General features: G+C 37.4%; 24 protein-coding genes and 1 pseudogene. 6 read left to right on the top strand and 19 right to left on the bottom strand.

The genetic code is table 11. The annotated features are described in order from the left end of the window. Positions 1 to 108 precede the first annotated feature (108 nt). The gene (locus JCM9140_RS13495; protein ID WP_235715350.1) at positions 109 to 387 is read right to left on the bottom strand and encodes a hypothetical protein; all 279 of its coding nucleotides are present in this window, start codon (positions 385 to 387) and stop codon (positions 109 to 111) included. A 624-nt stretch (positions 388 to 1,011) separates the two neighbouring features. Between JCM9140_RS13495 and JCM9140_RS13485 the strand changes: the two genes are divergently transcribed. Continuing rightward, the gene (locus JCM9140_RS13485) at positions 1,012 to 1,716 is read left to right on the top strand and encodes a CPBP family intramembrane glutamic endopeptidase (protein WP_034747351.1); all 705 of its coding nucleotides are present in this window, start codon (positions 1,012 to 1,014) and stop codon (positions 1,714 to 1,716) included. Here JCM9140_RS13485 and JCM9140_RS13480 read toward each other — a convergent pair. The 9 genes from JCM9140_RS13480 to JCM9140_RS13435 all read right to left on the bottom strand — a co-directional run bounded on the left by JCM9140_RS13480 (position 1,694) and on the right by JCM9140_RS13435 (position 10,215). Next, a complete protein-coding gene (locus JCM9140_RS13480) occupies positions 1,694 to 2,428 on the bottom strand; it encodes a MerR family transcriptional regulator (protein ID WP_034747348.1) in 735 nt (244 codons plus the stop codon). The genes JCM9140_RS13485 and JCM9140_RS13480 overlap by 23 nt on opposite strands. A gap of 71 nt (positions 2,429 to 2,499) precedes the next feature. Continuing rightward, positions 2,500 to 2,754, bottom strand: coding sequence for a hypothetical protein (locus JCM9140_RS13475; RefSeq protein WP_034747345.1), 255 nt, complete (start codon positions 2,752 to 2,754; stop codon positions 2,500 to 2,502). Positions 2,755 to 3,023: 269 nt separating this feature from the next. Further along, positions 3,024 to 3,509, bottom strand: a complete 486-nt coding sequence (locus JCM9140_RS13470; protein WP_034747341.1) for a hypothetical protein — start codon at positions 3,507 to 3,509, stop codon at positions 3,024 to 3,026. Positions 3,510 to 3,629: 120 nt separating this feature from the next. Continuing rightward, a complete protein-coding gene (locus JCM9140_RS13465) occupies positions 3,630 to 4,046 on the bottom strand; it encodes a hypothetical protein (RefSeq protein WP_034747338.1) in 417 nt (138 codons plus the stop codon). Between the two features lie 84 nt (positions 4,047 to 4,130). Continuing rightward, a complete protein-coding gene (locus JCM9140_RS13460; protein ID WP_034747335.1) occupies positions 4,131 to 4,463 on the bottom strand; it encodes a hypothetical protein in 333 nt (110 codons plus the stop codon). A gap of 118 nt (positions 4,464 to 4,581) precedes the next feature. Continuing rightward, positions 4,582 to 5,505, bottom strand: a complete 924-nt coding sequence (locus JCM9140_RS13455) for an aldo/keto reductase (RefSeq protein WP_034747332.1) — start codon at positions 5,503 to 5,505, stop codon at positions 4,582 to 4,584. Positions 5,506 to 5,611: 106 nt separating this feature from the next. Then, the gene (locus JCM9140_RS13450; protein ID WP_034747329.1) at positions 5,612 to 7,408 is read right to left on the bottom strand and encodes a methyl-accepting chemotaxis protein; all 1,797 of its coding nucleotides are present in this window, start codon (positions 7,406 to 7,408) and stop codon (positions 5,612 to 5,614) included. Between the two features lie 326 nt (positions 7,409 to 7,734). Continuing rightward, entirely contained in the window at positions 7,735 to 8,625 is an 891-nt protein-coding gene (locus JCM9140_RS13445; RefSeq protein WP_034747327.1) for a macrolide 2'-phosphotransferase, read from the bottom strand. Between the two features lie 666 nt (positions 8,626 to 9,291). Further along, complete coding sequence (locus JCM9140_RS13435) at positions 9,292 to 10,215, bottom strand: Ppx/GppA family phosphatase (RefSeq protein ID WP_052002261.1); 924 nt, start codon at positions 10,213 to 10,215, stop codon at positions 9,292 to 9,294. Positions 10,216 to 10,427: 212 nt separating this feature from the next. On the opposite strand from JCM9140_RS13435, the gene JCM9140_RS13430 reads away from it, so the two are divergent. The 3 genes from JCM9140_RS13430 (at position 10,428) to JCM9140_RS22615 (ending at position 13,381) form a co-directional block, all read left to right on the top strand. Further along, positions 10,428 to 11,531: a glycosyltransferase family 4 protein gene (locus JCM9140_RS13430; RefSeq protein ID WP_034747325.1), complete on the top strand. Its 1,104-nt coding sequence runs from the start codon at positions 10,428 to 10,430 to the stop codon at positions 11,529 to 11,531. Further along, on the top strand, positions 11,509 to 12,252 hold the full coding sequence (locus JCM9140_RS13425; RefSeq protein ID WP_052002260.1) for a HipA family kinase: 744 nt from the start codon (positions 11,509 to 11,511) through the stop codon (positions 12,250 to 12,252). Before JCM9140_RS13430 ends, JCM9140_RS13425 begins: the two co-directional genes overlap by 23 nt. A gap of 370 nt (positions 12,253 to 12,622) precedes the next feature. Beyond that, positions 12,623 to 13,381, top strand: a complete 759-nt coding sequence (locus JCM9140_RS22615) for a SurA N-terminal domain-containing protein (protein WP_052002259.1) — start codon at positions 12,623 to 12,625, stop codon at positions 13,379 to 13,381. A 564-nt stretch (positions 13,382 to 13,945) separates the two neighbouring features. Here the strand turns inward: JCM9140_RS22615 and JCM9140_RS24540 are convergent. The 6 genes and pseudogenes from JCM9140_RS24540 to JCM9140_RS13400 form a co-directional block, all read right to left on the bottom strand. Further along, the gene (locus JCM9140_RS24540; RefSeq protein ID WP_235715349.1) at positions 13,946 to 14,176 is read right to left on the bottom strand and encodes a helix-turn-helix domain-containing protein; all 231 of its coding nucleotides are present in this window, start codon (positions 14,174 to 14,176) and stop codon (positions 13,946 to 13,948) included. 42 nt (positions 14,177 to 14,218) lie between these two features. Next, positions 14,219 to 14,347, bottom strand: a pseudogene (locus JCM9140_RS25525) (AAA-type ATPase lid domain-containing protein); the annotation flags it as partial. Next, positions 14,299 to 15,372 (bottom strand): sigma-54 interaction domain-containing protein, encoded by a 1,074-nt coding sequence (locus tag JCM9140_RS13415; protein WP_235715348.1) that lies wholly within the window; start codon positions 15,370 to 15,372, stop codon positions 14,299 to 14,301. The pseudogene JCM9140_RS25525 and the gene JCM9140_RS13415, both read right to left, overlap by 49 nt. 93 nt (positions 15,373 to 15,465) lie before the next feature. Further along, on the bottom strand, positions 15,466 to 16,749 hold the full coding sequence (locus JCM9140_RS13410; RefSeq protein ID WP_034747322.1) for a GntP family permease: 1,284 nt from the start codon (positions 16,747 to 16,749) through the stop codon (positions 15,466 to 15,468). Positions 16,750 to 16,864: 115 nt separating this feature from the next. Then, positions 16,865 to 17,653 carry a 3-hydroxybutyrate dehydrogenase gene (locus tag JCM9140_RS13405; RefSeq protein ID WP_034747317.1) on the bottom strand — a complete coding sequence of 263 codons (789 nt, stop codon included), beginning with the start codon at positions 17,651 to 17,653 and terminating at the stop codon, positions 16,865 to 16,867. A 627-nt stretch (positions 17,654 to 18,280) separates the two neighbouring features. Further along, complete coding sequence (locus JCM9140_RS13400) at positions 18,281 to 19,228, bottom strand: LysR family transcriptional regulator (RefSeq protein WP_034747314.1); 948 nt, start codon at positions 19,226 to 19,228, stop codon at positions 18,281 to 18,283. A 264-nt stretch (positions 19,229 to 19,492) separates the two neighbouring features. Between JCM9140_RS13400 and JCM9140_RS13395 the strand changes: the two genes are divergently transcribed. Continuing rightward, positions 19,493 to 21,028 carry an amidase gene (locus tag JCM9140_RS13395; RefSeq protein WP_034747368.1) on the top strand — a complete coding sequence of 512 codons (1,536 nt, stop codon included), beginning with the start codon at positions 19,493 to 19,495 and terminating at the stop codon, positions 21,026 to 21,028. A gap of 152 nt (positions 21,029 to 21,180) precedes the next feature. On the opposite strand, the gene JCM9140_RS13390 is transcribed toward JCM9140_RS13395, so the two are convergent. Beyond that, entirely contained in the window at positions 21,181 to 21,576 is a 396-nt protein-coding gene (locus JCM9140_RS13390) for a small multi-drug export protein (RefSeq protein ID WP_162232199.1), read from the bottom strand. Between the two features lie 164 nt (positions 21,577 to 21,740). Between JCM9140_RS13390 and JCM9140_RS22610 the strand changes: the two genes are divergently transcribed. Further along, on the top strand, positions 21,741 to 22,340 hold the full coding sequence (locus tag JCM9140_RS22610) for a TetR/AcrR family transcriptional regulator (RefSeq protein WP_052002258.1): 600 nt from the start codon (positions 21,741 to 21,743) through the stop codon (positions 22,338 to 22,340). Between the two features lie 290 nt (positions 22,341 to 22,630). Here JCM9140_RS22610 and dhaL read toward each other — a convergent pair whose 3' ends face one another. Next, positions 22,631 to 23,278 (bottom strand): dihydroxyacetone kinase subunit DhaL, encoded by a 648-nt coding sequence (gene dhaL / locus JCM9140_RS13380; RefSeq protein ID WP_034747308.1) that lies wholly within the window; start codon positions 23,276 to 23,278, stop codon positions 22,631 to 22,633. Positions 23,279 to 23,295: 17 nt separating this feature from the next. Then, on the bottom strand, positions 23,296 to 24,318 hold the full coding sequence (locus JCM9140_RS13375) for a dihydroxyacetone kinase subunit DhaK (RefSeq protein WP_268870570.1): 1,023 nt from the start codon (positions 24,316 to 24,318) through the stop codon (positions 23,296 to 23,298). Between the last annotated feature and the right edge of the window lie 27 nt (positions 24,319 to 24,345).

Genomic DNA, 24,345 nt, shown 5'->3' with positions numbered 1-24,345 from the left:
CCGCTGGTATATTTGGGTAATAAGTGTTTCATCTTATCAAGCAAAAACTGTACACTTTATTCTAGCAGTCACAGTTTTATAATATTGTTCTATTTAAAAGTAAAAATGCTATGCTAAGGCAATAAATAAACATAATATAAAAATAAAACCAGATAATGGCGTCATAAAGAGTCTTTCTTTTTTACTTCGAGATATTAGGTTTGCTATTGTATTTAATCCCAAGAAAATTGTAATAGCCCATACTAATATATTTGTAGATAAAAAGTCTAAACCATTTAAAACATTAGTATGTTGCAAAAAAACAAAGCCCATAAATATGAGTATCAAAGCATTGACCGCACTCACAATTCGTAATTTTTTAGGGAATACAATATAATATCCCCCCATTGCAAATTCACCAAAAGGATAGCCAAGAGAAAGTAGCACTTAAAAAACAGCAACGGACACACAAAAAGTAGCCACAATGATTGACGATATGTATACAAAATCCACTTACGTTACCTCCTAATTTTCTTTTTAAAATATCCTGCCCAATAGATGAAAAAGCGACAGCCCTGTTCAGCTATTGCCCCCGTTAGCAAACTGAGGGATTTCAATAATCCTTGCTCGTTCCAATGGTCGAAATACTTTTGATAACCCATTTCCTCGGCTGTCATAGTGTATTGTGAATCTTCTAATTTAAAAGTATGAGAACCCGACAAGGCTTTATACGTAGGATTCCTTTCTACATCTTCAAAAAGCGTTTCGAATGTATTTTATATGAACTGATGTTGTTGTTCCATTCTCATTGGCTTCAAGAAGAATGAAATCAACCTCTCCCTGTTCTGTATGCCCTTTAAACATTACTGCCCTATAACTTAACCTTATTCCCAACTCAATAACATTCCATTAATTAATCCACATAATTTAGGAAACACTCGCATTAGATGGTTTCACATTATGAAATATAAAAAAAGGCTTGCAGGTTACGTAACATCATCTTTTACTCTCTAAATAAGGGAGGAATATACAATGAAAAATCACGATTGTTTCTTTGAAAAATCACCGTGGACATGGAAAGTCGTAATGAAATTACTTATATTGATGCTAGTGTTAGTTCCTATCTTTATAGAGTTTTTATTAATGGGATATCTAACAGAAGTATTACAAAATGATTTATATTCAGGAATATTGACAGGTTTTATTATGTCCATCATCTTCATACTCGGACTGTATTTCTTGGCAATCAAGCCAGAAAATCTTAGCTGGAAAGAAGTCGGTCTGAAAGGATTTTCGCCAAGTTATTGGAAATCCATTTTTGTATGGACATTTGCAATCATCCCAATAGCCCTTGTAATGGTTATGGTTATGGAGCTATTTTTAGGGATTGGTTCGGAAAATAGTAAGACGGAGAGCCTACAGTCAAGAATGACACCTCTCAACTTCTTGATTGGGTTTGTATCAGCAGCCATTATTTCCCCTATATATGAAGAAATATTTTACCGAGGATTCCTTTATCGTTTCTTACGTAGCAAATACGGAATAGCTATTAGCATGTTAGCCAGCTCATTTATCTTTATGATCGTACACATTCCAACTTACAATACCCTCTTATTAAATTTTGTATCGGGACTAATATTTGCTTGGACGTATGAAAAAACAGGTTCCATTGTACCAGCAATGATTATACATGGGGTAACAAATGGAATTTTCATCATCCTTGTTGCCCTTGGATGATGGCATAAGCCTCTTCGATAAAGTCAATAATCTCCTGCTTGATCGGATATAGATTTAGTTCATTTGATGATTCTTGAGAGCGGCGTACCTTCCAAAACTTATTCATCAGGTTTTGGTCCCCCTGAAACGTTTCCTCTGAGAGAATCTCAATATCTTCTATAATAAGCTTAGCATGCTCCGATCCTGGGGAGATATTGTCTTGTATGCATAACTCAATTCGTCTAATAAGATTAATCCACATTTTAATTGATGGGGAATCCATTTCTAATTTGGGCAAGCTCTCACGTAATTTTCCTTGCTCGTCCGCAGAAAAAAACGAGCTCCAAGATCTATTCTGTTTTGAAGGGACTACTAGGGAGATGAGGTCTTCCCAATTAATCGTCCCCTCTAATCTAAGAATATTTAGTAACGAATTTGTATGTGCAATTGATTTTTGTATGTTAGATACTTGCTCTTCCAAATATGATTTATGGACCTTTAGAATACTCTCTGTAGATTGGTTTTTGATTATCCTATTTATTTCTTCGAGTGGCAGCGTAAGAGATTTAAGCAAAATAACCTTTTGTAGAATTAAGCAGTCTTCGGCTGAATAAAACCTTTTTCCTCCCTCACCTAATTTAGATGGACACACAAGGCCAATTTGATCGTAATATCGAATTGTCCTAATGGATACATTGAAGCGCTTTGCCAATTCCCCACTAGTTATATACATAGTTCCTCCCTATATTAATATGATGTGTATTTTGCAGTTAAACTTAATGAAGTATAAATGCTCATTATCTTTTAAAACATTAGTTCAATAACAGGAGCTAACCCTTGTTCAAGTATTCTGCTTGTTACTTGAATAACCATTGTTATAACTTTAACATTAATTTCCTTTTGTGGTGTACAAAAAAATGCGTCCCTGCTTGTTGCAAAAACATATGCAACAAACAAAGGTGTTGAAATAATTGAGTCCGTAAGTATTCTAAACACCCCAACAAATAATAGAAGGAAACTACCGATAAGTGCTACAATTGCCCGAGTTTTGTTAGCCAAGTTTCTCCCTCCCACAAAACTTTTTACCAAAAAATTGACTTCATTTTTAAAGCTATTATCCTGCAATGGTCATTATAGTAACTTTAACATTTTTCAAATAAACTTTGAGGGATTTTAATTTTATTACGGTACCTATTATAACTTTTGACGGTCTCCCCTGTAGCAGGCAAGGAAGGCATATTTGGAGCACAGGGAGAGTTTTTCTGTTTCCTTCGTTAAAAAAACAAAAGAAGCATGAGAATCGTCGCCGACCCCTTGCTCCTGAACTATCAATCATATCCACCAGTCGGTTCAGGAAGTGATTGGTACTCCTCTTTCGGATAAATCATTTCTCTGTTAATGTAATTCATCGTTTCTTCCCAATGATTAAAAGCACTCGACTCACAAGATGTGTCCCACTTTAAGTGATACTCTTCCCCAGCTACGGTCATGAAGAGTTCATACCTGTTATGTGGCTCCATACATGTCGAACCACCCTTCTCTTCTGGTAATTCCACCACATTGGCGTTTCTAAATTTCTCATAAATGACTTGTACTTCTTCATTGGAAAGGATCAGATCTGTTGTTGCTGTGCCAGCAACGACCAAATCTTTTGTGTATGTATTCTCATACGTATTTAACTCATTTGCTGCAGTGACCCCGTACTTTAGAGAAAAAGCAAAATCATTCGGTTTCTCTTCGGGCAAAACGTTATTCGTAGACGTACATGCACTGAGAATCCACAACATCAATAAAAAGAAACATAACCTTTGCATAGTCTCCCCTCCTGAAAGCTCTTATCTGTTAGACGACAGATAACAAAATATGGTTTCGTGGCAATTGACCTAACAGTCGTAAGGAAACGTAACTAAAACAAAAAAGCACTAATCATTATTTTAGTGCTCAATATCAGGTAAAGCATTTATAAATTCTAAAAGTTCATCTACATTTGTTGTCCTTAAAACAATTCCTTCATGATCTAACATAATAAAAGTCGGGAATTCATTTAAATCTAAAACCTGAACATAGTCATGAAATGCATCGGATTCAGGACTTGGATAAGAAAGTAGATGTAGTTTTCCTACTGGAACATGAAATGAAGAATAAAGTTCAAACTGCCTTCTAAGGTCGTTGTTCGTTTCTTCCTCTTCCCAATTTTCTTGAGGAATTTCACTCCAAAAAGAATATAAATGATATTGCTTTTCTTCATCAAGTTTCATTTGACCAATGACCCTAACTTCTTTTGCTTTATCAAGATTGGAGCAGCCTATAAACAAAGGTAGACAAACAAAAAATATTAAAAAGTATTTCAATCTAGACATCTCCTATCTCAGTAATATGGTCCTCTTTATTTCGATAAGGAGATGTGAATACCCTTGTTCAGCTGATTAAGATCTCTATTGATGATATTTACTCGCAATGTAAAATGTGTCGTCCATTTCATACGCAATATAACCGATTTTACCAGAAGAAATTTCTCTTCCTTTTATTTGATACAGCCTTGTGCCTTGGGCAATCCCTTTTCCCTCCCCACTTTCCTTTACTGTACCTTCTACCACTCTTGAAATCGTCCCAATCACTTCTATAATCTCTTCCTCTACTATAGGTTCATAAGTAGCAATATAGATCATATCGTTCCACATGAAATGAGGAGAATCCATTTTGTTGCTGCAACCTGATAGCACCAGAATGATTCCAAGTCCTAATAATGCAAATAAGTTTTTCAACATCACCAAGTCCCCACTCTCAGGTTTCGATTCTATTATTTTGGAAGCACGGGACGCTTCTCATACTCCTTTAGTTTCACTAATGAAGAAGCGAACCGTCCCTATCTCCCTCTGCCTCAGGTTAAGGAAGGATGTTTCCTGCAGCACGATAGATGCTATACCATTCTTCACGGGTGAGGTGAACATCGCTAGCTTTAATACAGTCTATTAATCGGCCTTCATTCATCGTTCCGGTTACAGGCTGCATGTTCGCAGGGTGGCGCAGCAGCCACGCAATCGCAATCGTTGTATTTGATACCTCATATTTTGCAGCAACCTCATCAATTTTCTTGTTCAATTCCGGGAACTTTTCGTTTCCGAGGAATACCCCTTCAAAAAAGCCATACTGGAAAGGTGACCAAGGCTGGATGGTAATATCCTTTAACCTGCAGTAATCAAGAACACTGCCATCGCGATTTACGGCAGCTTCATTTTCCATATTGACATTGATCCCACTGGAAATCATCGTTGTGTTTGTAATACTTAATTGAAGCTGGTTAGCAACGATCGGTTGTTTTATGTATTTTCTTAATAACTCCATCTGCATCGGATTTTGGTTGGAAACTCCGAAATGTCTTACTTTCCCTGAACTTTCGAGAATATCGAAGGCTTCTGCAACCTCTTCAGGCTCCATTAGTGCGTCCGGACGATGTAGAAGGAATACATCCAAATAATCTGTTTTTAAACGCTTTAAAATGTTGTCAACGGAATGTAAAATATAGTCCTTGGAAAAATCGAACATGCCTACATCTGGTCGAATGCCGCATTTAGACTGGAGTATCAACTTTTCCCGCACATCATCATTCATACCAACAGCTTCAGCAAATATTTCCTCACATTTACCTCTACCATAAATATCGGCGTGATCAAAGAAGTTTGCACCATTTTCTAACGCTGTCTGTACATAGCTTTCTGCCGCTTTTTTATCGAGGGAGTCAATCCGCATACAACCTACAGCAACAACAGGTACTTCTAATTCACTCGTTCCAAGCTTAATTTTTCTCATCTTTCTCGGCTCCTTTTGAAAAATAATTTAGTTAAGGGTGCCTACCACTCCCCCATGATTGCCAGGGCATTGTACTTTTTAGACGAACAGGACCAGGCACCACCAATTATACGGTAAACTTCTTGACATTGTCCTCCAAACCTTTAGCAAGGTCTTTCTGCATTTCAATTTGTTGCAATACTTGTTTAAAATTAGCAACAAGTTCTTCAGAGGAAGCGGCAATTTCTTGCATCGCGGCTGTTGTTTCTTCAGAAATAGCGCTCACTTCTTCGATCATGGATGTAACTGAATTGCTCCGTACAGCTACTCCTTCACTTTTGATTGCCACTTGATCTATTTGCTTGTTCATTCCAGTAATCTGCCCTTCGATTCTTTGGAACATTTCATTCGTCTTAACAATATTATCTGTGCCATTAGAAACTTTCGAGTTAGAAAGTTCGAGCGTCTCTCTAAATCTTTCTGTCTTTTCTTCATTTCTCTTTACAACTTCTTGCACACCTTTAGCCACTTGACTCGACTGTTCAGAAAGCTTCCTTACTTCCTCAGCAACAATCGCGAAACCACGTCCGTGCTCTCCTGCTCTCGCTGCTTCAATACTTGCATTAAGAGACAAGAGGTTGGTGTTATCAGCAATCGAAACGATTGAATCTGCATAAGATTTAATGTCGTTAAGCTCTTCTTTCAATTCTCCAAACGAGCCGATCAACTCGTTATTCGTAGATGAAATGCTATTAATTTCTTTTACAGTTTTTTGTAAATCAACCACTCCTTTATTGACTTCCTCTACCGCCTGTCCAAAAACATCTCTCAACTCTTGTATAAACCCGTTAACATCGCCCATCGTACGATTTAAATCGGTAATATCTTTTAAAGATCCTTCCATATGTACCGCTTGTCGAGAAACTCCTGCAGAAATTTCGTTTATGCTTGTCGAGACAGATGCTTGTGCATCAAATCCTTTATGAACAATAGTTTGAACACTTCCAACCGTTTCATTCATTTGCTCAGTTGAATGTTTAACGTCCATGATCATTTCTTTTAAATTATGCGAGATCGATTGACTGCTACTTGCTAGTGTACCCACTTCATCTTGACTTAGTAAAGAATCTACACTCGTCGTAAGATCACCATTTGCTATTTTCATATTTAAGCTCGATAATTCTACTAATCGTTTCATAATGTTACGGTAGACAAATACACCCGATATAACAATAAATAAACTAACGAGAATGAGCACAACTGAATTGCTAATCACTGATGCTATAAACGTATCATGAATAAAATTCCTTGATTTCGATACCTCATCTGTCTTCAACGTAAATAGTGTTTGGAGTGAATAATTCATATTGTTTAACGTTCTTTGAGCATTCGAATATTCACTATCAAACGCCTCGACATGATCATTCATACTTTCAGTAAGAAGTACGCTAACACTTTCTTGATAGTCTTCCCATGAATCTTGAATCGATTGAAACAGAAATTGTTCATTTTCATATCGAATGAGAGGTTCTATACGATCAAGAGAGGATTGAATCGTACTTAACGTTGATTGAACCTCAGACTCTAGACCACGTTTGTTAGAACGATGCTCCCTTATACTTACTAATAACATTTGATCTAACCCTACAATATTTGACCGTAACTCTTGTACATGATGCATGGCTTCAAGCTCATTATCATAAACGCTATCCATTTGCTCATTTATACTATTTAACGATAAAAAGCTAAATCCAGCTAACAACAATAAGCCAATGATTGAAACAGCAAAAACAGTCATAAGTTTCACCTTTACCGTAATATTATTAAGGTTTAGCCTATTATTCCTATTATTCCTCTTGTTCGTCTTGCTCTTTTTCACTTTTCCTCTTTTTCTTTTTTGCTGCATGATCAGCTTCTTAATCATCTGAATCCCCTTATTTACGAAAGCGCTTTAGTAGATACTATTATAAAATATGTATTTGAAATATAGCAACAGGAATTTAGGAAGTGAGAGAAAAAATGCGAGTTGGTTCTCTTTCTTTCTTAAGCTTTGCTAAATAAAGGAAATGAAAGAATCCGCCTTCTGCTCCCTTTTTCCGAAAGCGCTTTATGCTCAACGGAGCAAGAAGACCGCTCATGCTTCTTCATATTGCAAGACGAAGGAGCCGTCGAGTTCTTTGCAAAATAAGCGCTTGTATAAAAATAGGGAGCCCAAACTATGGATTCCCTATTGTTCTAATAATTTTATTTTTAAATTTCTACACCTAAACTTTCTTTTGCCATCTGCTCATATTCCTTTAGGCCAGATGCTTCTGCAAATTCAGCCAGATCAATTGCTGAAGTTGCCTCGTACTCAATGATATGCTCTTTCATGAGTGGCCATGTAATTCCACCGGCCGCTTCATAGCTCGTAATGATTTGTTCTAACGCTTCTTCACCAAACGTCATATAAGGTCCGACAAAGTCTTTTGAGACATCTGTTACTGCAACCTCTGTCCAATCGATCAATCCAGTCACTGTAGCTTGTTCATTGATCAAAGTATGACCAGCATGCACATCACCATGAATAAGCCCAGTATGCTTTGGCCACATCTTATCATTGCCCACCCATGCTTGCCACCTTTTCCATAACTTATCACCAACGCCATACTTCTCTTTCACTCTAATCATGCGTTTTTTCATATCATCTCTCGCTTCATCCGCCGTTTGTACCTTCAATCCAGGGACGTTTATAGACTCTGTTGGAATCCGGTGCAACTCAGCTAACATTTTTCCGAGCGAATCTAGGTAGTTTTGCGGAACATTGCTTTCGTCGAACTCCCACACATAGTTTTGAATAGCAGGATCCACTGTCCCTGCTGGAATACCTGACAATTGTTTATAGGCAATCATTTCATCCGTACACACTGACCATACAGGCACTTCAATGGAAAGAATACGGCTCACAATATTTAGCACTTGTTTTTCGACTTCGGTTTTCGCCATAGAATCATCTCTTCTTGGTAATCGGAGTATCCATCGGTTGCCTTTATCGTCCGTTGCATGAACGACTTGAAAATCGAGGCCTGACTCATTTATTTTCATTGAATCTATGACAATTCCATTTCTTTTTGCAATATCTGTAATTTGTTTCATTTTCATTGTTTAAAACCCTGCTTTCTATTTTTTATTACTTCTTTTCTATGCGATAACTTGTTCAACAAACAGTCGATCATGTGAGAGAGGTGAACGTTTCCTCTATGTGAACATCTCCAAAACCCAAATACCACTCAACAGGAAGTTCGTTGGTTTATCTAAATTCCGTTTTTCACAAAATAAAAAATCACAGGCCACCTGCCTGTGATTTAGAGTAAACGCATATTGTCGAACATCACATGGCCAAATAAGCCTCCCTTTTCTAGATCTAGATAAGAAGGACATAAATATGGCCGCCAATCTTCATGAACATATACTTTTCCTATTAGAAAGCATAAAAAAGAAAGGCAAAACGATCCGCCTTTCCACATATAGCATACTCCTATGCAAAATGAAGATGATTAAAAAAGGTCAGACTGATCCCGTTTACTCTGCATTCACACACAGAGCCTTTGAACGTATGAAATTACTTGTTCAAAGCACGGAACCAAATTCTAGGTAACATTTTTAATAATCCTCCTTAAAAATTCAAATGGACACTTAAAGGTTAATACTACTGTATAAGATTAATGTCGTCAATACGAACTTCCTCACTATTAAACCTACATATGCATAACCACCCCTACTAGGAGAAGATCTTCTACAGCTACTTTTCAAGTTAAGCCCTACTCGTTATCCTAGATTTCTCTCTCTTTTATTTATAAACTCTTCATATAGTATTCCATCTCTTATCGTCGTATCACTGAATACAAAATAAGGTGCTTGAACGCTGTCCATTAATGTTCCAATCGTTAGTACACCAGGAATAATAAGGTCTTGTCGTTTTTTTGAGAGTCCCTTGATGTTTGAACGTTTGTTCATTGGCAATGAAGACAATTCTTCAAATATACTCTCTATTTGATCGGGCTTTATTGAATTTTGTTTTTTCGTATATTTGTTTTGGAAAATTCTTGTCAAATTGCGGGCATTTCCCCCCATTCCAATAAGAGGTCCATTAACTTGTTCTAGCCATGAGAGAGTGTTGAATTGTGAGGCTAAATTAGCTTTAAGATGATCTATTTGTTTTACCGTCACTTGCTTTTCATTTGTGAACTCTCGATTTAACGTAATCGTACCAAATGGAAAGCTATGGGATTTCATTAATTTCCGCTCCTTAAACCAGGTGATTTCTGTACTTCCCCCACCACAATCGATCGTAATGCCTTCCTCAATATCCATAGATTGAATAACACCTACATATCCGTAATAAGCTTCTTCATCCTTATTTAACACCTGAAAAGAATAATCGGTTTGCTTTTTAATTTCTTTTAAGACGTCTCTTTGATTTGAAGCTTCTCTCAGTACAGCTGTGGCAAATCCACGAACAACGTTAACCTTGTATGCTTGAGTTAATTTTTTAAAGCCTTTTAATGTTTTTAGAATAAGATGTATTCCTTCTTTTGTTAGATTCCCTTTTGCATTTAAATAGTTTATTAGACGTGCAGTTACTTTTGCCTTCTCAACTTCCTTGTACTCACCGTGATTATCTATTCTGTACAATACCAACCGGATCGAATTCGATCCAAGATCAATTAAACCAACAAGGTTTTCTTTCATTTTACATACTTCCTTTTGAATTTTCTTATACCTTCATTTTAAAAGACAAAAGTAAAGCTAATATGAAGCTACGATGGTAAAAATGTAAAAAATGTCCATAACAAAACTACAAATTCTTAACAAAGATTTAAGAACAATCCCTCACCTATTCACATCTACTAGTATTGGTCGTAAATGCTCTGCTAGATAATTCACTATACAGGAGGAACTTCATGAAGGTCTTAGTCATTTGGCGATTATTAACTGTTGGTGGTGTGAATGCCGGCTGGCGGAACCGTGCCGTTTATTTTAAACAATACGGAATAGATACTGAATTTCTCTACACAAAAGACCTTGGCGGATTGCACATTATGAAGGATATTTCCAAAGTTTATCTCACAAAAAACAAAGAGGAAATTGTTCAAATCATTAAACATAATCACTATGATGCCATTATTGTTGTAGATACAAAGGATGCGTATCAATGGATTAAAGAAGCTGATTTTAAAGGGCCTGTCATCGTAGAAGCATGTACACCTGAAATCATAAAACTTAAACCCCATTTGGAAAACTTCTGTGGTATTAAACCTGAAGTGATCATCGTTCCCTCCCAGCACCAGAAAAGACTCGTTTCCATCCTGATCGATCACATACCGATTGAAGTGATCCACAACGGCATTCATACATCATTTTTTGAACCAATAAATGTTTCAAATGATAGTGAGCCTATACTACCTGCAAATAAGAAAATCATCGGATGGATTGGAAGAGTCGACAAAAGAAAGAACTGGCGATTGCTATTACGGATTGCACAACTAATCAAAAACGACCGTAATGATGTGCAGTTTTGGCTAATAGGTGGGGCAAAAAGTGTGCAAAGAGAAAAATTCATTGCCGAATGGAAAGCACAAAACCTTACTGACATCATTACATGGTATCCTGTCATCCCTTATCAAAATATGCCATACATCTATTCAAAAATCAGATTATCTGGTGGCTGCACATTGGCAACGACGAAAGGAGAATCCTTTGGAAACACATTCATAGAGTCCATGGCATGTGGAGTTCCGGTCGTTGCTCCGAACATTTCATCCATTCCAGAAATAGTCCAACACGAATCGAATGGCTTAATGTACATGGAAAATCAGGAAAAGGATGCGGTTAAGGCGATTTATCAAATATTAGATGAACCGACACACTATCATTCCATGTCAGAGGCTGCCCGTGAAAACGTCTTGAATCACTTTTCTATTTCCACGTGTGCCGATCAGTACATTCATCTACTTACTACTGTGATCAATGGAGGATTTAAGAATGCTTATACCCGTAGAATATAAGTCCTGTCTTAATAAGCATACGAAGAATGTTCATATCATTACATGCGATGATCAAAAGGACTATGTTATTACATTTTTTCTGCCCAGCCATGAGAAAGCGTTAGTGAATGAATGGCTTGGATACTGTCTTGCAAGATACCTTCAATTACCCGTACCTTCCTCAAGTATTGTTGAAGTTCCGAACGATTTTTACGAAGCAATTCCTGAACTACGCGATCTTCCCTACATGAAGCACCATTTTGCTTCGCTCCATATAAAAGATTGCTTGTCTGACTATAGCACGAATCTCGTTGACAAGATTACCAACAGTGAGCAACTTGCAGGAATTATTGTGTTAGATTTTTGGCTATCAAATCCAGGACGTACACAGAAAAAACTTTTAGTAAAAGAATGGAGAAACAGCGAATACAAACTGTGGATCATTGATCATGCAAAAAGCTTCGGCTCAGCTTCATGGAAGCGATCCGATCTCAAAACTCTACCAAAAGACATGAACGAGAGCTACACTCATCAATTGATAGCTAGTTCTACTACCAAGGAATGGAACTTAAAAGAGTACCTCGAGAGAATTCAATCCATCCCAGCACTTTTACTTGATGAAATCCTTTCATTCGTTCCAGAGGAATGGTCCCTTTCCAAAGAAGAAAAAAAAAGAAATCATCAAAAGACTAAAACGCCGCAGCCATTATGTACTTCCAGAATTAATAGAAGACTTTACTAAAAAATATGGGAATAAATAAGGTAGTGCCAGACACAAATAAGCCCGTGGATTATCACTGGCTTATTTGTGTCTGGCACTACCTGGAATTGTAGAGTAGTTGCAAAAGAACTTTACATCCATCAAACAAACCTCCCCTTGCAGTTAAAATTGCTACGATATCCCTTACAATTACATAGTTTTTTAAACGACTAACTCACTCGAGTTTGTAAGCTTGTCAAAACAGGAAAAATGGCATGCTGCTTTCTCACAACTTTTCATAATTAGGCTATTTCCACCCTTATCGTAGGCGTAAATAGCCTAATGTACCCTGAAAGTTTCAATAGATGATGTTACAATCGCCGTATGTTTTTCATGAAAGGGGAAGATGATTTTGAATAAGAAATTAGCAACGGGACTCGGAATTTGTACATTAGCTTTTGGACTAGTAGCTTGCGGAGGAGAAGAAACTACAAGCGAAGAACAGGAGCCAACACAAGAAGAGACAACTCCTACAGCTGAAGCAGAAGGATTGGAACACCCTGAACAGGAAACAGCTTCTATACTAGATACCGAAGAGATTCCTGAAGTTGTTGCGACTGTAAACGGCCAAGACATTGAAAAGGAATTGTTTGTGTCCACATTAGAACAACAAGCCATGCAAGCGTCGATGCAAGGAATTGATTTCGAAAGCGAAGAAGGTGCGCTATATTTAGAAGATCTTAGAAATCAAGTTCTCGATCAATTCATTAGCACCGAACTCATCACCACTGCTGCCCATAACGAAGGAATTGAAGCTACGGATGAGGAAATTGACCATGGACTTACTGATCTTATGGCTCAAAGTGGTCTTGAGTCCGAGGAACAACTTCAAGAACTATTAGACTCTCAAGGTATTTCTATGGATGAGGTACGAGATGATATTGCTACAAACGTAATCAACACGAAATATTTAGAGCAAAATCTAGCTAATACGGACGTTTCGGAAGAAGAAATTCAAGCCTTTTATGATGAAGCCGTAGCAGGTTTTTCTGAAGATCAATCAGAAGTCCCTTCATTAGAAGAGGTAAGATCAGAGATTGAATATCAGCTACAAATGGATAATCATATTGAGACTCTAAAAGAAAATAGTGATGTGCAGATTTATATTTAAGTTGAGCATGTGATAGTGAAACTCTTTTGAGAGAAGCAGGCGCTCGGCTAAAAGAGGCTCTCCATTTAATGAAGTGCAACAGATAACACAAGCACCGCATTTGCGGTGCTTGTGTTTGTTAATTTCATTGAGATGTAGTGTCATTTCTCTTCCCCTCTATCACTTCGTTAATTGGGCATTTTCTACGATAGAGTCACTCCTCATGGGTCAGAGGGACAGGTTCATTGACCCATTTTTTCCAGTGTGGTTCATTTGGATATCTCTCTTTATATGGATCGTCTCTTAAATAAGAGGGAAAACTCAAAAAAAGGTGGATAACCTTCTATACAAATAGAAGATCATCCACTTTTTTGTTCGCACAAGTACTTATAGATCCATAGCAATCTAATTATTCTTATCATATTGTTCAGCAGCCCGCATTTATTGTCCAGATTGCTCCATTTATTGTCCGATGAGCATCATTTATTGTCCAGTTCGCTCCATTTATTGTCCGATGACCCCCATTTATTGTCCCAGCGCCCTACATCTCACCCCAAAACCAAGACTGGGTCAAGGAACCTGTCCCTATGACCCACTAAGCCCATAAACCTTACACTTATTATAGAAGCTTGTCTTCCCAATTCCTAGTAGCTTGGCTGCAGCTAATTTATCGCCGCCTACAACCTCAAGGGCATGGGCAATTGCCTTTTTCTCTGCTTGTGCGATTGTCTCCTTAAGAGGTTGAACTGGTGTTTGAGAAAGGTTTTTAGGTGGTGTTTCGTTGTCAGGTGATTCTTTAAGTTCATTTGATTTCAATTCTTGATCTCTAATATATAATGGCAAATGTTCTAATTGAATGGTCGTGCCATCTAATACATTAATGGCTCTTTCTAGTACGTTCTCTAGCTCCCTTACGTTTCCTGGCCATTGATGTTCTTTTAGTTTCTCAACACTTCGGGTGAGAAGCTGGTACCTTTTCGGTAAAATTTTCTCTCAAGCTTCTGTAATAAGTTGTTGGAGATAGCTTCAATATCTTCTTTTCGCTTTCTGAGAGCGGGAATTTCTATGTTTATGACATTTAGTCGGTAAAATAGATCTTGTCGGAACGTTCCTTCTTCTACCATCTTCATTAAATCACGATTCGTTGCTGCGATAATTCGTAAGTCAATCGGGAGTGTTTTTGGTCCCCCTACTGGTTGGACTTCTTTTTCCTGTAAGGCTCGTAACAGCTTGCTTTGCATCGAAAGGGGCATATCCCCAATTTCATCAAGAAAAACAGTCCCTCTATTCGCTACTTTAAATAGACCTTCTTTTCCTCCCTTTTTCGCCCCTGTGAAGGCTCCATCTTCGTAACCAAAGAGCTCTGATTCAAAAAGCACCTCCGGAATGGACGCACAGTTAATGGCGACAAATGGATAGTTGCTTCGCACACTACTTTGATGGATGGCGTGAGCAAATAACTCTTTTCCTGTACCAGATTCACCTGTTAGTAGCACAGATGAATCACTTCCGGCTACCTTCTTTCCTAACGTTTTAGCCGCTTGAAAGGAATGGCTGTTTCCAATTAAATCATCAAATGAATATTTGCTCGTTAATTCGTTGACTGCCTTCTTTTTATAAAAATTTAATTCTTCCATAAGATTGTTCATCTTATTTTGAAAGTGTCGTACGTTATCAGGATCAGGAAACATAACAGTCCCGACTGCCCCAACTAATTCTCCGTCGATAAAAATTGGATAACGATTCGCAATCATCACACTTTCATTAATAGGTTGAAGGTGTTCGATTTCTTTTCGACCTGTTTTGGCGACAATATGCATACGTGTATTTTCAATAACATCTTGAACGGATCGGCCAACAGCCTCATCAAAAGACACTCCGATAAACTCGCTATACGCCTCATCTATATAAACAATCATTCCATCACGGTCCACTATGACAATTCGCTCAATACAAAGGTGAATGATCTCCATTAACCAATCAACTGAAAGCCTTTTCATTTCAACCTTCATGCATTCTCCTCCAATCAATAGAATCATTATAACATAGTAGAAAATATGCAAGAAGCTGTCCTAAGAGAACAGCTTCTCGTCATCTAGTGATATTTAATAAATGCCCATAGCCGCTAACACAATCGCAACAGCTGTAGCAATGATAGGAATCACAATCGCTACAACGGCAATGTCTTTATAACTTTCTTTATGAGATAAACCCGTAATCGTTAATAACGTTAAGACAGCTCCATTATGCGGAAGAACATCTAATCCACCTGATGATAATGAAGCAATACGGTGAAAGGCCTCCGGGCTAATTCCCGTACTCAAGGCGATTTGATAATATTGATCCCCTAATGCTTCTAACGCAATTCCCATTCCCCCTGAAGCGGACCCCGTTGCACCTGCTAATAGATTAACCGCAATGGCTTCGGAGATCAGTGGGTTCCCTGGAACATTCATTAACATTTCAGTAAGCTTTTTAAACCCAGGTACCGCTTGCACAACAGTTCCAAATCCTACGGCTGCACTCGTATTAATGATCGCTACAATTGAACCTGTCGCACCGCTATTAATTGATTTTACAAACCCTTTCATTTTCGTAATATTCAATAATAAAATTAAAAAAATACCAGAAAGCAATGCTACAACAATATGCCATTCAAGCAAATTTAACGTTAAAAGTACAGTTAGTAACGGCAATAAAGATAAAAACACATTCGGGGAGTCCCCTTCTATTTTTAACATGCTCGTATCTTTTGGCTCCGTAAATCCTTCCCCTTTTTCATTCAGCTGCTTTTGACGCCATATTAAATAAAAATATCCACCAATCGCCATAATGAGAGCAGACACAATCCCCATAATAGGAGCGGCCATAGCATTGGTTTGAAAATAAGGCATCGGAATGAGATTTTGAATTTGCGGCGTTCCTGGAAGCGCTGTCATAGTAAAAGTAAAAGCCCCCAATGCAATGGTCGCCGGCATGATTCTTCTGCTTATATTCGCCTCTCTGAATAAAGATAAAGCTAACGGATAAACTGCAAATACCACTACGAACAAACTAATTCCACCATACGTTAACACAGCACAAGATAATACAACACCTAAAATCGCTCGTTTTGTACCCATTAATCTCGATAACACAACCGCGATGGATTTAGCCATCCCTGTATCTTCCATTAATTTACCAAAAATCGCACTCAACATAAATACCGGAAACCACTGTTTAGCAAAGTTCACAAACCCGCTCATATACGTATTCGTGTAAGCATCTAACAGATCCAAACCACCCGTTAGTGCAACAACACCAGCTGCAATCGGCGCGACCCAAATGATCGACCATCCCATAAATGCAAGCACCATCAAAACAATTAAACCTAGTACTATACCAATCATAAATTCCACCTCTTCACTATTGATAGATTTTCAGCATTTGTCCTCATGAAGCAACCGCGACAAATACAAATTTTCTACATTGATTCATGACCTTTTTAGAAAGATGGAACTGTTGTTATTGAGCTGTATATCCTCCATCAAGTATGACCGCCTGACCCGTGACACCCTTTGCTTTTTCACTACTTAAGAATAAAGCATAATCGGCAATTTCTTGAACAGATAATAACCGTTTTTGCGGTACTAACGGGTATAACACTTCTTCTTTCACCTTTTCCAAAGGAACATTACGCGTTCTCGCTAAATCTTCAAATTGTCCCCGGACAAGTGGCGTATCCACATACCCTGGGCAAAGAGCATTTACCGTAATGTTATAGTCAGCTGTCTCAAGAGCTGCCACTTTTGTTAGTCCAATGACACCATGCTTGGCACTGTTATAGGCAGCTTTTCCAGCAAAGCCAATGACACCATTAATCGAAGCCATATTAATTACCCGACCAAACCCTTGCTTTTTCATAATAGGCAATACATGTTTCAACGTAACAAATGGAGCGATTTGCATCACTTTAATCATTAATTCAAACTTATCCGTTGGAAACTCTTCTATTGGCGATACATGCTGCAGGCCTGCATTGTTAAAAAGAACATCCAACCTTCCATATTTTTCAACTGTTGCATCAATGGCCGCTTTTAGATCTTCTTCTTTTGTCACATCCACTTTTAATCCTAAACAATCAAACCCTTGTTGTCTTAGATTTTCTGTCACCTCGGTCACTTTCTCTTCATTAATATCGGTAAAAACAACTCGATATCCTTCATTAAGAAATGCTTCCCCAATTTGATATCCAATTCCACTCGCAGCACCTGTAACAAACGTTACTTTCTTTTCCACTTTTCTTTCCCCCATTTAAACAAATTTTTTCTCTTCAATTGATAGCTGAATCAATTGTAAGCACAGATAACCTTTTGCTGTCTCAAGCAAAGAAAGTGAACTACCGTCAGATGATTTTTTGATTCCTCATTTTTAAATGCCTCCCTTGATGTAAAGTGACTGTTTTTACGTGCTTATCAATACTAAAGCAAGTTTTGTGCCAACTTTTTTATAAGCGTTCAGAACATGTCATTAAAAGTTCAATAAACCAGCTAGATAAAGAATGCGCTTACATTTTTAGTTTTTGAGGACTTGAGTTATGTATTTGCTGATCCGCACTTTTTTCTCTCTATAGATTCCGCAAGCTCGGAAATTTCCGTTATTAAGGAATGTTTTTGATGGTGTTTTCCGAAATTCCGGAATGAATAAGAAACATACCTGTTAAATGTTTGTGATCTTATTAAACTTAACAGAGCCTATGCAATATGCATAGGCTCACGATGACCATTTCTCTGTCTATTTAATTGGATGCATTATTCCCGTGCGTACCCATCTTCTCACTCTCTAACAAAAACAAATTTCGCTCCCAATTACACCCCCCCTCGCCCAAACAGGGCCAACTCTAATCGAATAGTTCACTATGCAATCCCATGCTTATTAAGCTCATTTTTTCCCGTAATTAGCTACAAGTTCTTGGTGAATATTTCTTGTCATACTTTCCAAAGTTGTATCGAACTCACTGTCTTTGTTATAAGCCATTTTTATCATAACTTTTTCTGCCTGATCACCCAACTCAAAATATTTAATCGGCATAATATTCAAATCAAATAACCTCATTAAGTGTAAAACACTCGTTTTGGGCACTATTGTATAAGCCTGATCAAGGGAAATGGTATTGATCATAACATTAATATCATCAACCACTTGAAATCGCTCTATGTTAAACTGTTCAATTAGCATACTAGATAAATTACGATGATATACAAGAACTGGATTATCGAATAAAAGGAATGGTTTTTCACTTAAAAAGTCTAGTTTAGCTAGGTCCTCTGATATTGAACCATACTTGGAGTGAAATAAAAGAACCATCTCATCAACAAGTTGATAAGAACTATCATACTGACTTCCTCCTTCATAGTGATAGAAAAATCCCATATCAATCACTCCGTACCTTAATAATTCTTCAATTGTAGCACTCGGCCTAGTAATGATTTGATAGTCTACACAAGATGCTTTTTGAACTTCATTTAGGATTTCCATAGAAAAACTAGGTGCAAGCCACGAGTCAATTCCAATTCGCAATCTACTAGTATTTGTAACTGCATAGAATGATTTCTGTGAGTCTTCTTTATTTTCTATATTCTTTAACACCATAGAAACATCATCTAAATCGTTTAATAGCTTGGATATATATATAACAAAGTAGTAACCTTCTGTCGTTAATTGAATCCCCTTCCAATCGCGATTAACTAATTTCAAGCCAAGGTCACTTTCAAGATTTTTAATTCTAGAACTTAGGGTAGGTTGAGTAACATGAAGCAAACTGGCAGCTTTGGATATACTTTTTTCTCTTGCTATTACCAGAAAAGAATTTAAACTTTCCAAGTCCATATTCAATACTCCTTTCTTTCTCCGACTATACTGGATGAGACCCAACAATTAAACTACTTTCCTTAATATAAACAAAAAGTTATGAAAAGTAATTTAACATAGAAATTTTCTATACCTTTCTACTAAATGTTATGTGCTACTCTGAATATAGCAAAAGTTTCCATCAATTCAATTCCATTACACGTTCGTATTTGAAATAAAGGAGGGACAGTTTAGCTTTTTTATTGCATTCGTTACGTGAAAACTACATTTGAAAGGGTGTCTATGTTGAACAAAAATTTAGTACAAGATGCGACTCAAAGATTTCTTTTTGAAGAAGTGACAGTCAATGATCTAAAGGCAGGGTACGAAAAAGAGGAGTATACAACAGTAGAGGTTATTCAATCATTTCTTAATAGAATTGAACACTATGAAGATTTATACAATGCATTTACCTTTATGAACGAAAACGCTCTTGAAGAAGCAAAGGAGATTGATCGTAAGCGTCAGACTGGAGAGAAACTTGGTCCATTAGCAGGGATTCCAATTGTCATTAAAGAAGCTGTTGACATTGCGGGATATCCATCAACTTTTGGTTGGGCTCCTCTAAGTAAGAAGGCAGGTGGAATTGATTTCATTCCCTCTCATGACGCAACCATTATTACCCGATTAAAAGAATCTGGTGCAATTATATTAGGAAAAACGAATATTCCTCCATTTAGTTGTGCTTACAACTCAAACTCCAGCTGGAAAGGACCCACATTCAATGCCGTTGACAGAACTCTAACACCAGGAGGTAGCAGTAGCGGTACAGCAACAGCTGTATCGGGTAATTTTTGTGTGCTTGGTATCGCTGAAGAAACTGCAGGCTCTATTCAAGTTCCAGCTGCAGCACAAGCACTAGTTGGAATTAAACCCTCATTTGGGTTAATTCCGACAACTGGAGTAACACCACTTGCAGGAACTACTAGAGATGTCTTAGGACCACACGCTCGAACTGTTCAAGATGCAGCCGCTCTACTTGAAGTAATTGCCGGTTATGATGAGTCGGATCCTAAAACATCTGATTCAATTGGAAATATTCCTGAAAAAGGATACTTTTCTTCTCTTGATAAAACTTCTTTAAAAGGGAAACGTTTAGGATTATACGGACTTGGTTGGCGTAATGAAGAACTATCAAAAGAAACAGAAGCACTTTATAATCAGGCTATTAAGGAATTAAAGAGTCTTGGTGCAGAAGTAGTGCTAGACCCTTTTAAAGATAAAGGTTTTGCTGAATATATGGGGTCAAAAAATAGCTTTATTGGCATGGAAACATTCTTCTACGATCTAGAGAAATATCTAAAAAATCTGAACCCTGAGGATGAGACACTTTCTATTAAGAACGTATTTGAAAAAGTTGGTGAAGTTCCGTGGGCAGACAATGGTCCGCTTGCCTTAGTTTCGGATATTTTAAACGATGAAACGGCATCCAAAGATCCAAGTGAATTACCTGATTTAAGAGAGTTCAATGAAGTCAAGACGACTCTCTTGAAATACATTGAAGATGTGATGGAGGAATTTCAACTAGACGGTTTTGTCTATCCTCAAATGCCGAAGCCAATACCAGAGCGTGAAGTAGAATTAGTTGCCTCAACAACCGTATCGGAAATAAACATTACCGGCTTACCACTAATAACAGTTCCAGCTGGTTATTATAGTACAGGATCTCCTTTTGCCCTTGCTTTCTTCGGGGAAATGTGGAGCGAGGCTAGACTAATTGGAATGGCATATGCATACGAACAGGCTACTAAACATCGAGTTAGACCAAATTTATCTTAGAAACATACCGACCTTCCACCTTTCAATTTCCAACAAAGCCTATGCACAATGCATAGGCTTATCTATGTTGATGGGCTTCCTATTTAATTTAACTAACCCACCTTCCCTCCCCCTCACAGTTGTTCTACTAAAAGATCTATTCTATAATTTCACTATAAATTAACCAATGTTGTCACGAACCCTTCTGCCATGACAGATAGTATAGCCATTGTTATGGCAAGCGCACACACGCCTAGATTCGTCCAGATAAAGATTTGGCTTCTTTTGGCTCCAAGTGTTGTCATTGAAAAGGCACCAATCTGGCTACTAACCAAAATTGAGGACATAAAACATACTCCGATTACTCCAAACCGTTCGAAGGTTCTTTTGATTCGAGGATTAATTTCCTTCGGCTTTTGTGCCTTTTTGCGAAGTTTATTATATATAATAGAAAAGAATTTGCTCATTTCGGCTCCAAAAAGGATAAATAATAGCACACTCATTGCATTGCCAAAAATGGCTACAATTAGTACGGCAACAGGCGGAAAGTTGAAAACAATAATGGCCATTGGTACCGTTAGAAATACTTCTAGGAAAGGGACCATACTTACAAAAAAATAAACACATACTGTAGAAACACATTTTCCATAGAAGCACCACCTTTCTTTTAATAAGTCAAACGACTTAAAAAGATTATAATACAACTGACTTAAAAAATCAAGGGAGTTTACATATGCCTAAAATAGTAGATCACGCTGAAAGAAAAGATCAAATTGTCGAAGCAACGTTTCGTTGCATTCATCAATATGGATTTGAAAAAACAACTTTACGAGAAATTGCAAAAGAAGCAGAACTATCGTTAGGTTCTGTTCAACACTTTTTTCCAAAACAAAAAGACATCTATATGTATGCTATGGATGTGATCTACCAAAGGTTCGAAAAAAGAATGCAAAAGGTCATACAAGTAAATCAAGAGGTTTTTGAAAACGCCGTTCGAACAGTCAAACAGATTGTTCAAGTGAATACTGAAGAGGAACGAATTGAGAATGATATTTGGGTAAAGTTTTCCATTATGGCTACAATGAACGAGGAATACCAGGAGCAACAAAAGGGGTTTCGAGATGTACACCTTAATTTTGCGAAGGATATTATTAAGACGCTTATAAATCATGGATATATGAAGAAGTCGACCAATATTGAAGAAAGCGCAAATTCGTTAATAATCTACATCCACGGTTTAGTATTTGAATCGGTCATTTATGCACATTTATATAACGATCAAATGGTCGAAAAAGAAATTAGAGAGTATTTACAAAGGATTTGTACTGAGTAACCCTTCATAGTAGTGTGTTCATGTGGGGCAAACGAACAATTACGTTCATAACCATTTATTGTTAATAACACTCAAAAAAGTAACCCAAAATTAAGGGTTACTTTTTATGTATTCTTTTTATCTTTCTTCGGATCACTTACGTTTGAAATAGCGTTTTATACACTTGGTAATTGAAATATTAAATTCACATCCTTTATGATTCCTGCTCTTTACAAAAAATAGCCCTTACCAAAGATCTAAAAGTGATTCCTCCACTTCATTTTCTCATTGATAAGGACTGCATTGAGTTTTTAATTATTCATACGGTTAAAATATTCTTCAAAACCTTTTACAATAAACGCACCTACTGTGGCCCCTGGATCTTGATGTCCAATAGATTTTTCTAAATACCTTCCCGCTCTTCCGTGTTGAGATTGCATGTAAATGGTTTCGGTCATACCTTTTTCGGCAGCACTTGAAGCTGAGTATATGGCTTCTTTTAAAGACATCCCAGAATCTGATGCTTCCTCTATTGCTTTAGCAGCTGGGCTAAGTGAGTCAAGTATCGTTTTGTCCCCAACCTTAGCTTTTCCACGTTCTTTCACACCTTCGACCATTGCATTAACAGCCTCTGCTAGGTCGGTTAATTTAAGTTCACTCTTACCTAATGAAACTTTGCCTGCTTTCATTAAAGCTGTTGCAACTAAGGTACCCATCGTTGATGCTGCATTGTTTGCCATTTCTAACCCACTTTGCATTAGTAAAACCCCGACATCTTCCTCTTGAAAATCTAAGAGATGTTTCTTTATTCCTCTAAATCCTTTCGACATGGTTAATCCTATGTCTCCATCTCCAAGAGCTCCGTCCAGTTGACATAAATAATCCTTTTTTTCATCCATGAACTCGCTTATTATCGTGAATATTTCTCTAAAATCTTGAACCGTCAAGTTATCTTTCATTATGCTTCCTCCGCTCACTAGTTTTGAGTAAAAAATGGTGTAGAGAATGGCTCATCTATTAGTTCTTGCAGCTCTTCATCTAGTTTTAGAATAGAGATTGATAGCCCTGCCATTTCTAATGAGGTTGCAAATTCTCCAATATACCGATTGTGGATATGAATACCCCTTTCTTCTAACATTAGATGTACTTTTCGATAGACAATATATAACTCTTCAAGAGGGGTAGCACCTAATCCGTTAATTAGAACTGAGACGTTACTCCCGCTATCAATTTGTATATCTTCAAGAATCGAATTTACTAATGTTTCTGCAATGCTATCAGCAGATTCAATTTTTCCTTTTTTCACACCGGGTTCGCCATGAATGCCCATACCTATCTCCATCTCATTTTCTTGAATGGTAAAAGTAGGTCTGCCGACTTCAGGTAAGGTACATGGAGAAAGTGCAACGCCCATTGTGCGAACGGAATCGTTTGCCTTTTCAGCAATTCTCTTCACCTCTTCTAAACTAGCTCCCAGCTCCGCTTTCGCCGAAGCTAGCTTATACATATAAAACATTCCTGCTACACCTCGTCGCTTTTCTTCCCCGCCTTTTGGCATTGATGCAATGTCGTCAGTAGCCACTACACTTTCAACTTTAATGTTTTCCATATCAGCTAAATCACTTGCCATATCAAAATTCATAACATCTCCACCATAATTACCGTATAATGCTAGAACCCCAGCACCCGTGTTCACTGCACGAATAACATCTAGCATTTGTTGAGAACTAGGAGATTGGAAAACATCCCCAACAGCAACTCCGTCAAGCATCCCCTTCCCAACATAGCCTAAGAATAATGGAAGATGACCTGAGCCACCACCAGTTACTATTCCAACTTTATTTTCTACTGGTTCCTCATTTCGTACTAAGGAACGATTATCCGTTCTAATGCTCTTTAATTTATCTGAATGCGCTAATAATAATCCTTCTAACATCTCATCTACAACACTCTCTGGATTATTTATAATCTTTTTCATAATGTGATTTTCTTTGCTCATTTTTTATTCCTCCTTGAAATCTATAAA

Origin of the sequence: Halalkalibacter wakoensis JCM 9140, from assembly GCF_000513095.1 — a bacterium.
In the GTDB taxonomy this organism is placed as follows: Bacteria; Bacillota; Bacilli; order Bacillales; family Bacillaceae_D; genus Halalkalibacter; species Halalkalibacter wakoensis.
Note: the sequence above shows the minus strand (reverse complement) of the source record. Positions and strands in the feature narration are given on the sequence as shown.

Coding starts and splice junctions, on each gene's coding strand:
- JCM9140_RS13495 (WP_235715350.1), bottom strand. CDS start 387: ATGGGGGGATATTATATTGTATTCCCTAAAAAATTACGAATTGTGAGT.
- JCM9140_RS13485 (WP_034747351.1), top strand. CDS start 1,012: ATGAAAAATCACGATTGTTTCTTTGAAAAATCACCGTGGACATGGAAA.
- JCM9140_RS13480 (WP_034747348.1), bottom strand. CDS start 2,428: ATGTATATAACTAGTGGGGAATTGGCAAAGCGCTTCAATGTATCCATT.
- JCM9140_RS13470 (WP_034747341.1), bottom strand. CDS start 3,509: ATGCAAAGGTTATGTTTCTTTTTATTGATGTTGTGGATTCTCAGTGCA.
- JCM9140_RS13460 (WP_034747335.1), bottom strand. CDS start 4,463: ATGTTGAAAAACTTATTTGCATTATTAGGACTTGGAATCATTCTGGTG.
- JCM9140_RS13455 (WP_034747332.1), bottom strand. CDS start 5,505: ATGAGAAAAATTAAGCTTGGAACGAGTGAATTAGAAGTACCTGTTGTT.
- JCM9140_RS13450 (WP_034747329.1), bottom strand. CDS start 7,408: ATGATTAAGAAGCTGATCATGCAGCAAAAAAGAAAAAGAGGAAAAGTG.
- JCM9140_RS13445 (WP_034747327.1), bottom strand. CDS start 8,625: ATGAAAATGAAACAAATTACAGATATTGCAAAAAGAAATGGAATTGTC.
- JCM9140_RS13435 (WP_052002261.1), bottom strand. CDS start 10,215: ATGAAAGAAAACCTTGTTGGTTTAATTGATCTTGGATCGAATTCGATC.
- JCM9140_RS13430 (WP_034747325.1), top strand. CDS start 10,428: ATGAAGGTCTTAGTCATTTGGCGATTATTAACTGTTGGTGGTGTGAAT.
- JCM9140_RS13425 (WP_052002260.1), top strand. CDS start 11,509: ATGCTTATACCCGTAGAATATAAGTCCTGTCTTAATAAGCATACGAAG.
- JCM9140_RS13415 (WP_235715348.1), bottom strand. CDS start 15,372: ATGAAGGTTGAAATGAAAAGGCTTTCAGTTGATTGGTTAATGGAGATC.
- JCM9140_RS13410 (WP_034747322.1), bottom strand. CDS start 16,749: ATGATTGGTATAGTACTAGGTTTAATTGTTTTGATGGTGCTTGCATTT.
- JCM9140_RS13405 (WP_034747317.1), bottom strand. CDS start 17,653: ATGGGGGAAAGAAAAGTGGAAAAGAAAGTAACGTTTGTTACAGGTGCT.
- JCM9140_RS13400 (WP_034747314.1), bottom strand. CDS start 19,228: ATGGACTTGGAAAGTTTAAATTCTTTTCTGGTAATAGCAAGAGAAAAA.
- JCM9140_RS13395 (WP_034747368.1), top strand. CDS start 19,493: ATGTTGAACAAAAATTTAGTACAAGATGCGACTCAAAGATTTCTTTTT.
- JCM9140_RS13390 (WP_162232199.1), bottom strand. CDS start 21,576: ATGGCCATTATTGTTTTCAACTTTCCGCCTGTTGCCGTACTAATTGTA.
- JCM9140_RS22610 (WP_052002258.1), top strand. CDS start 21,741: ATGCCTAAAATAGTAGATCACGCTGAAAGAAAAGATCAAATTGTCGAA.
- dhaL (WP_034747308.1), bottom strand. CDS start 23,278: ATGAAAGATAACTTGACGGTTCAAGATTTTAGAGAAATATTCACGATA.
- JCM9140_RS13375 (WP_268870570.1), bottom strand. CDS start 24,318: ATGAGCAAAGAAAATCACATTATGAAAAAGATTATAAATAATCCAGAG.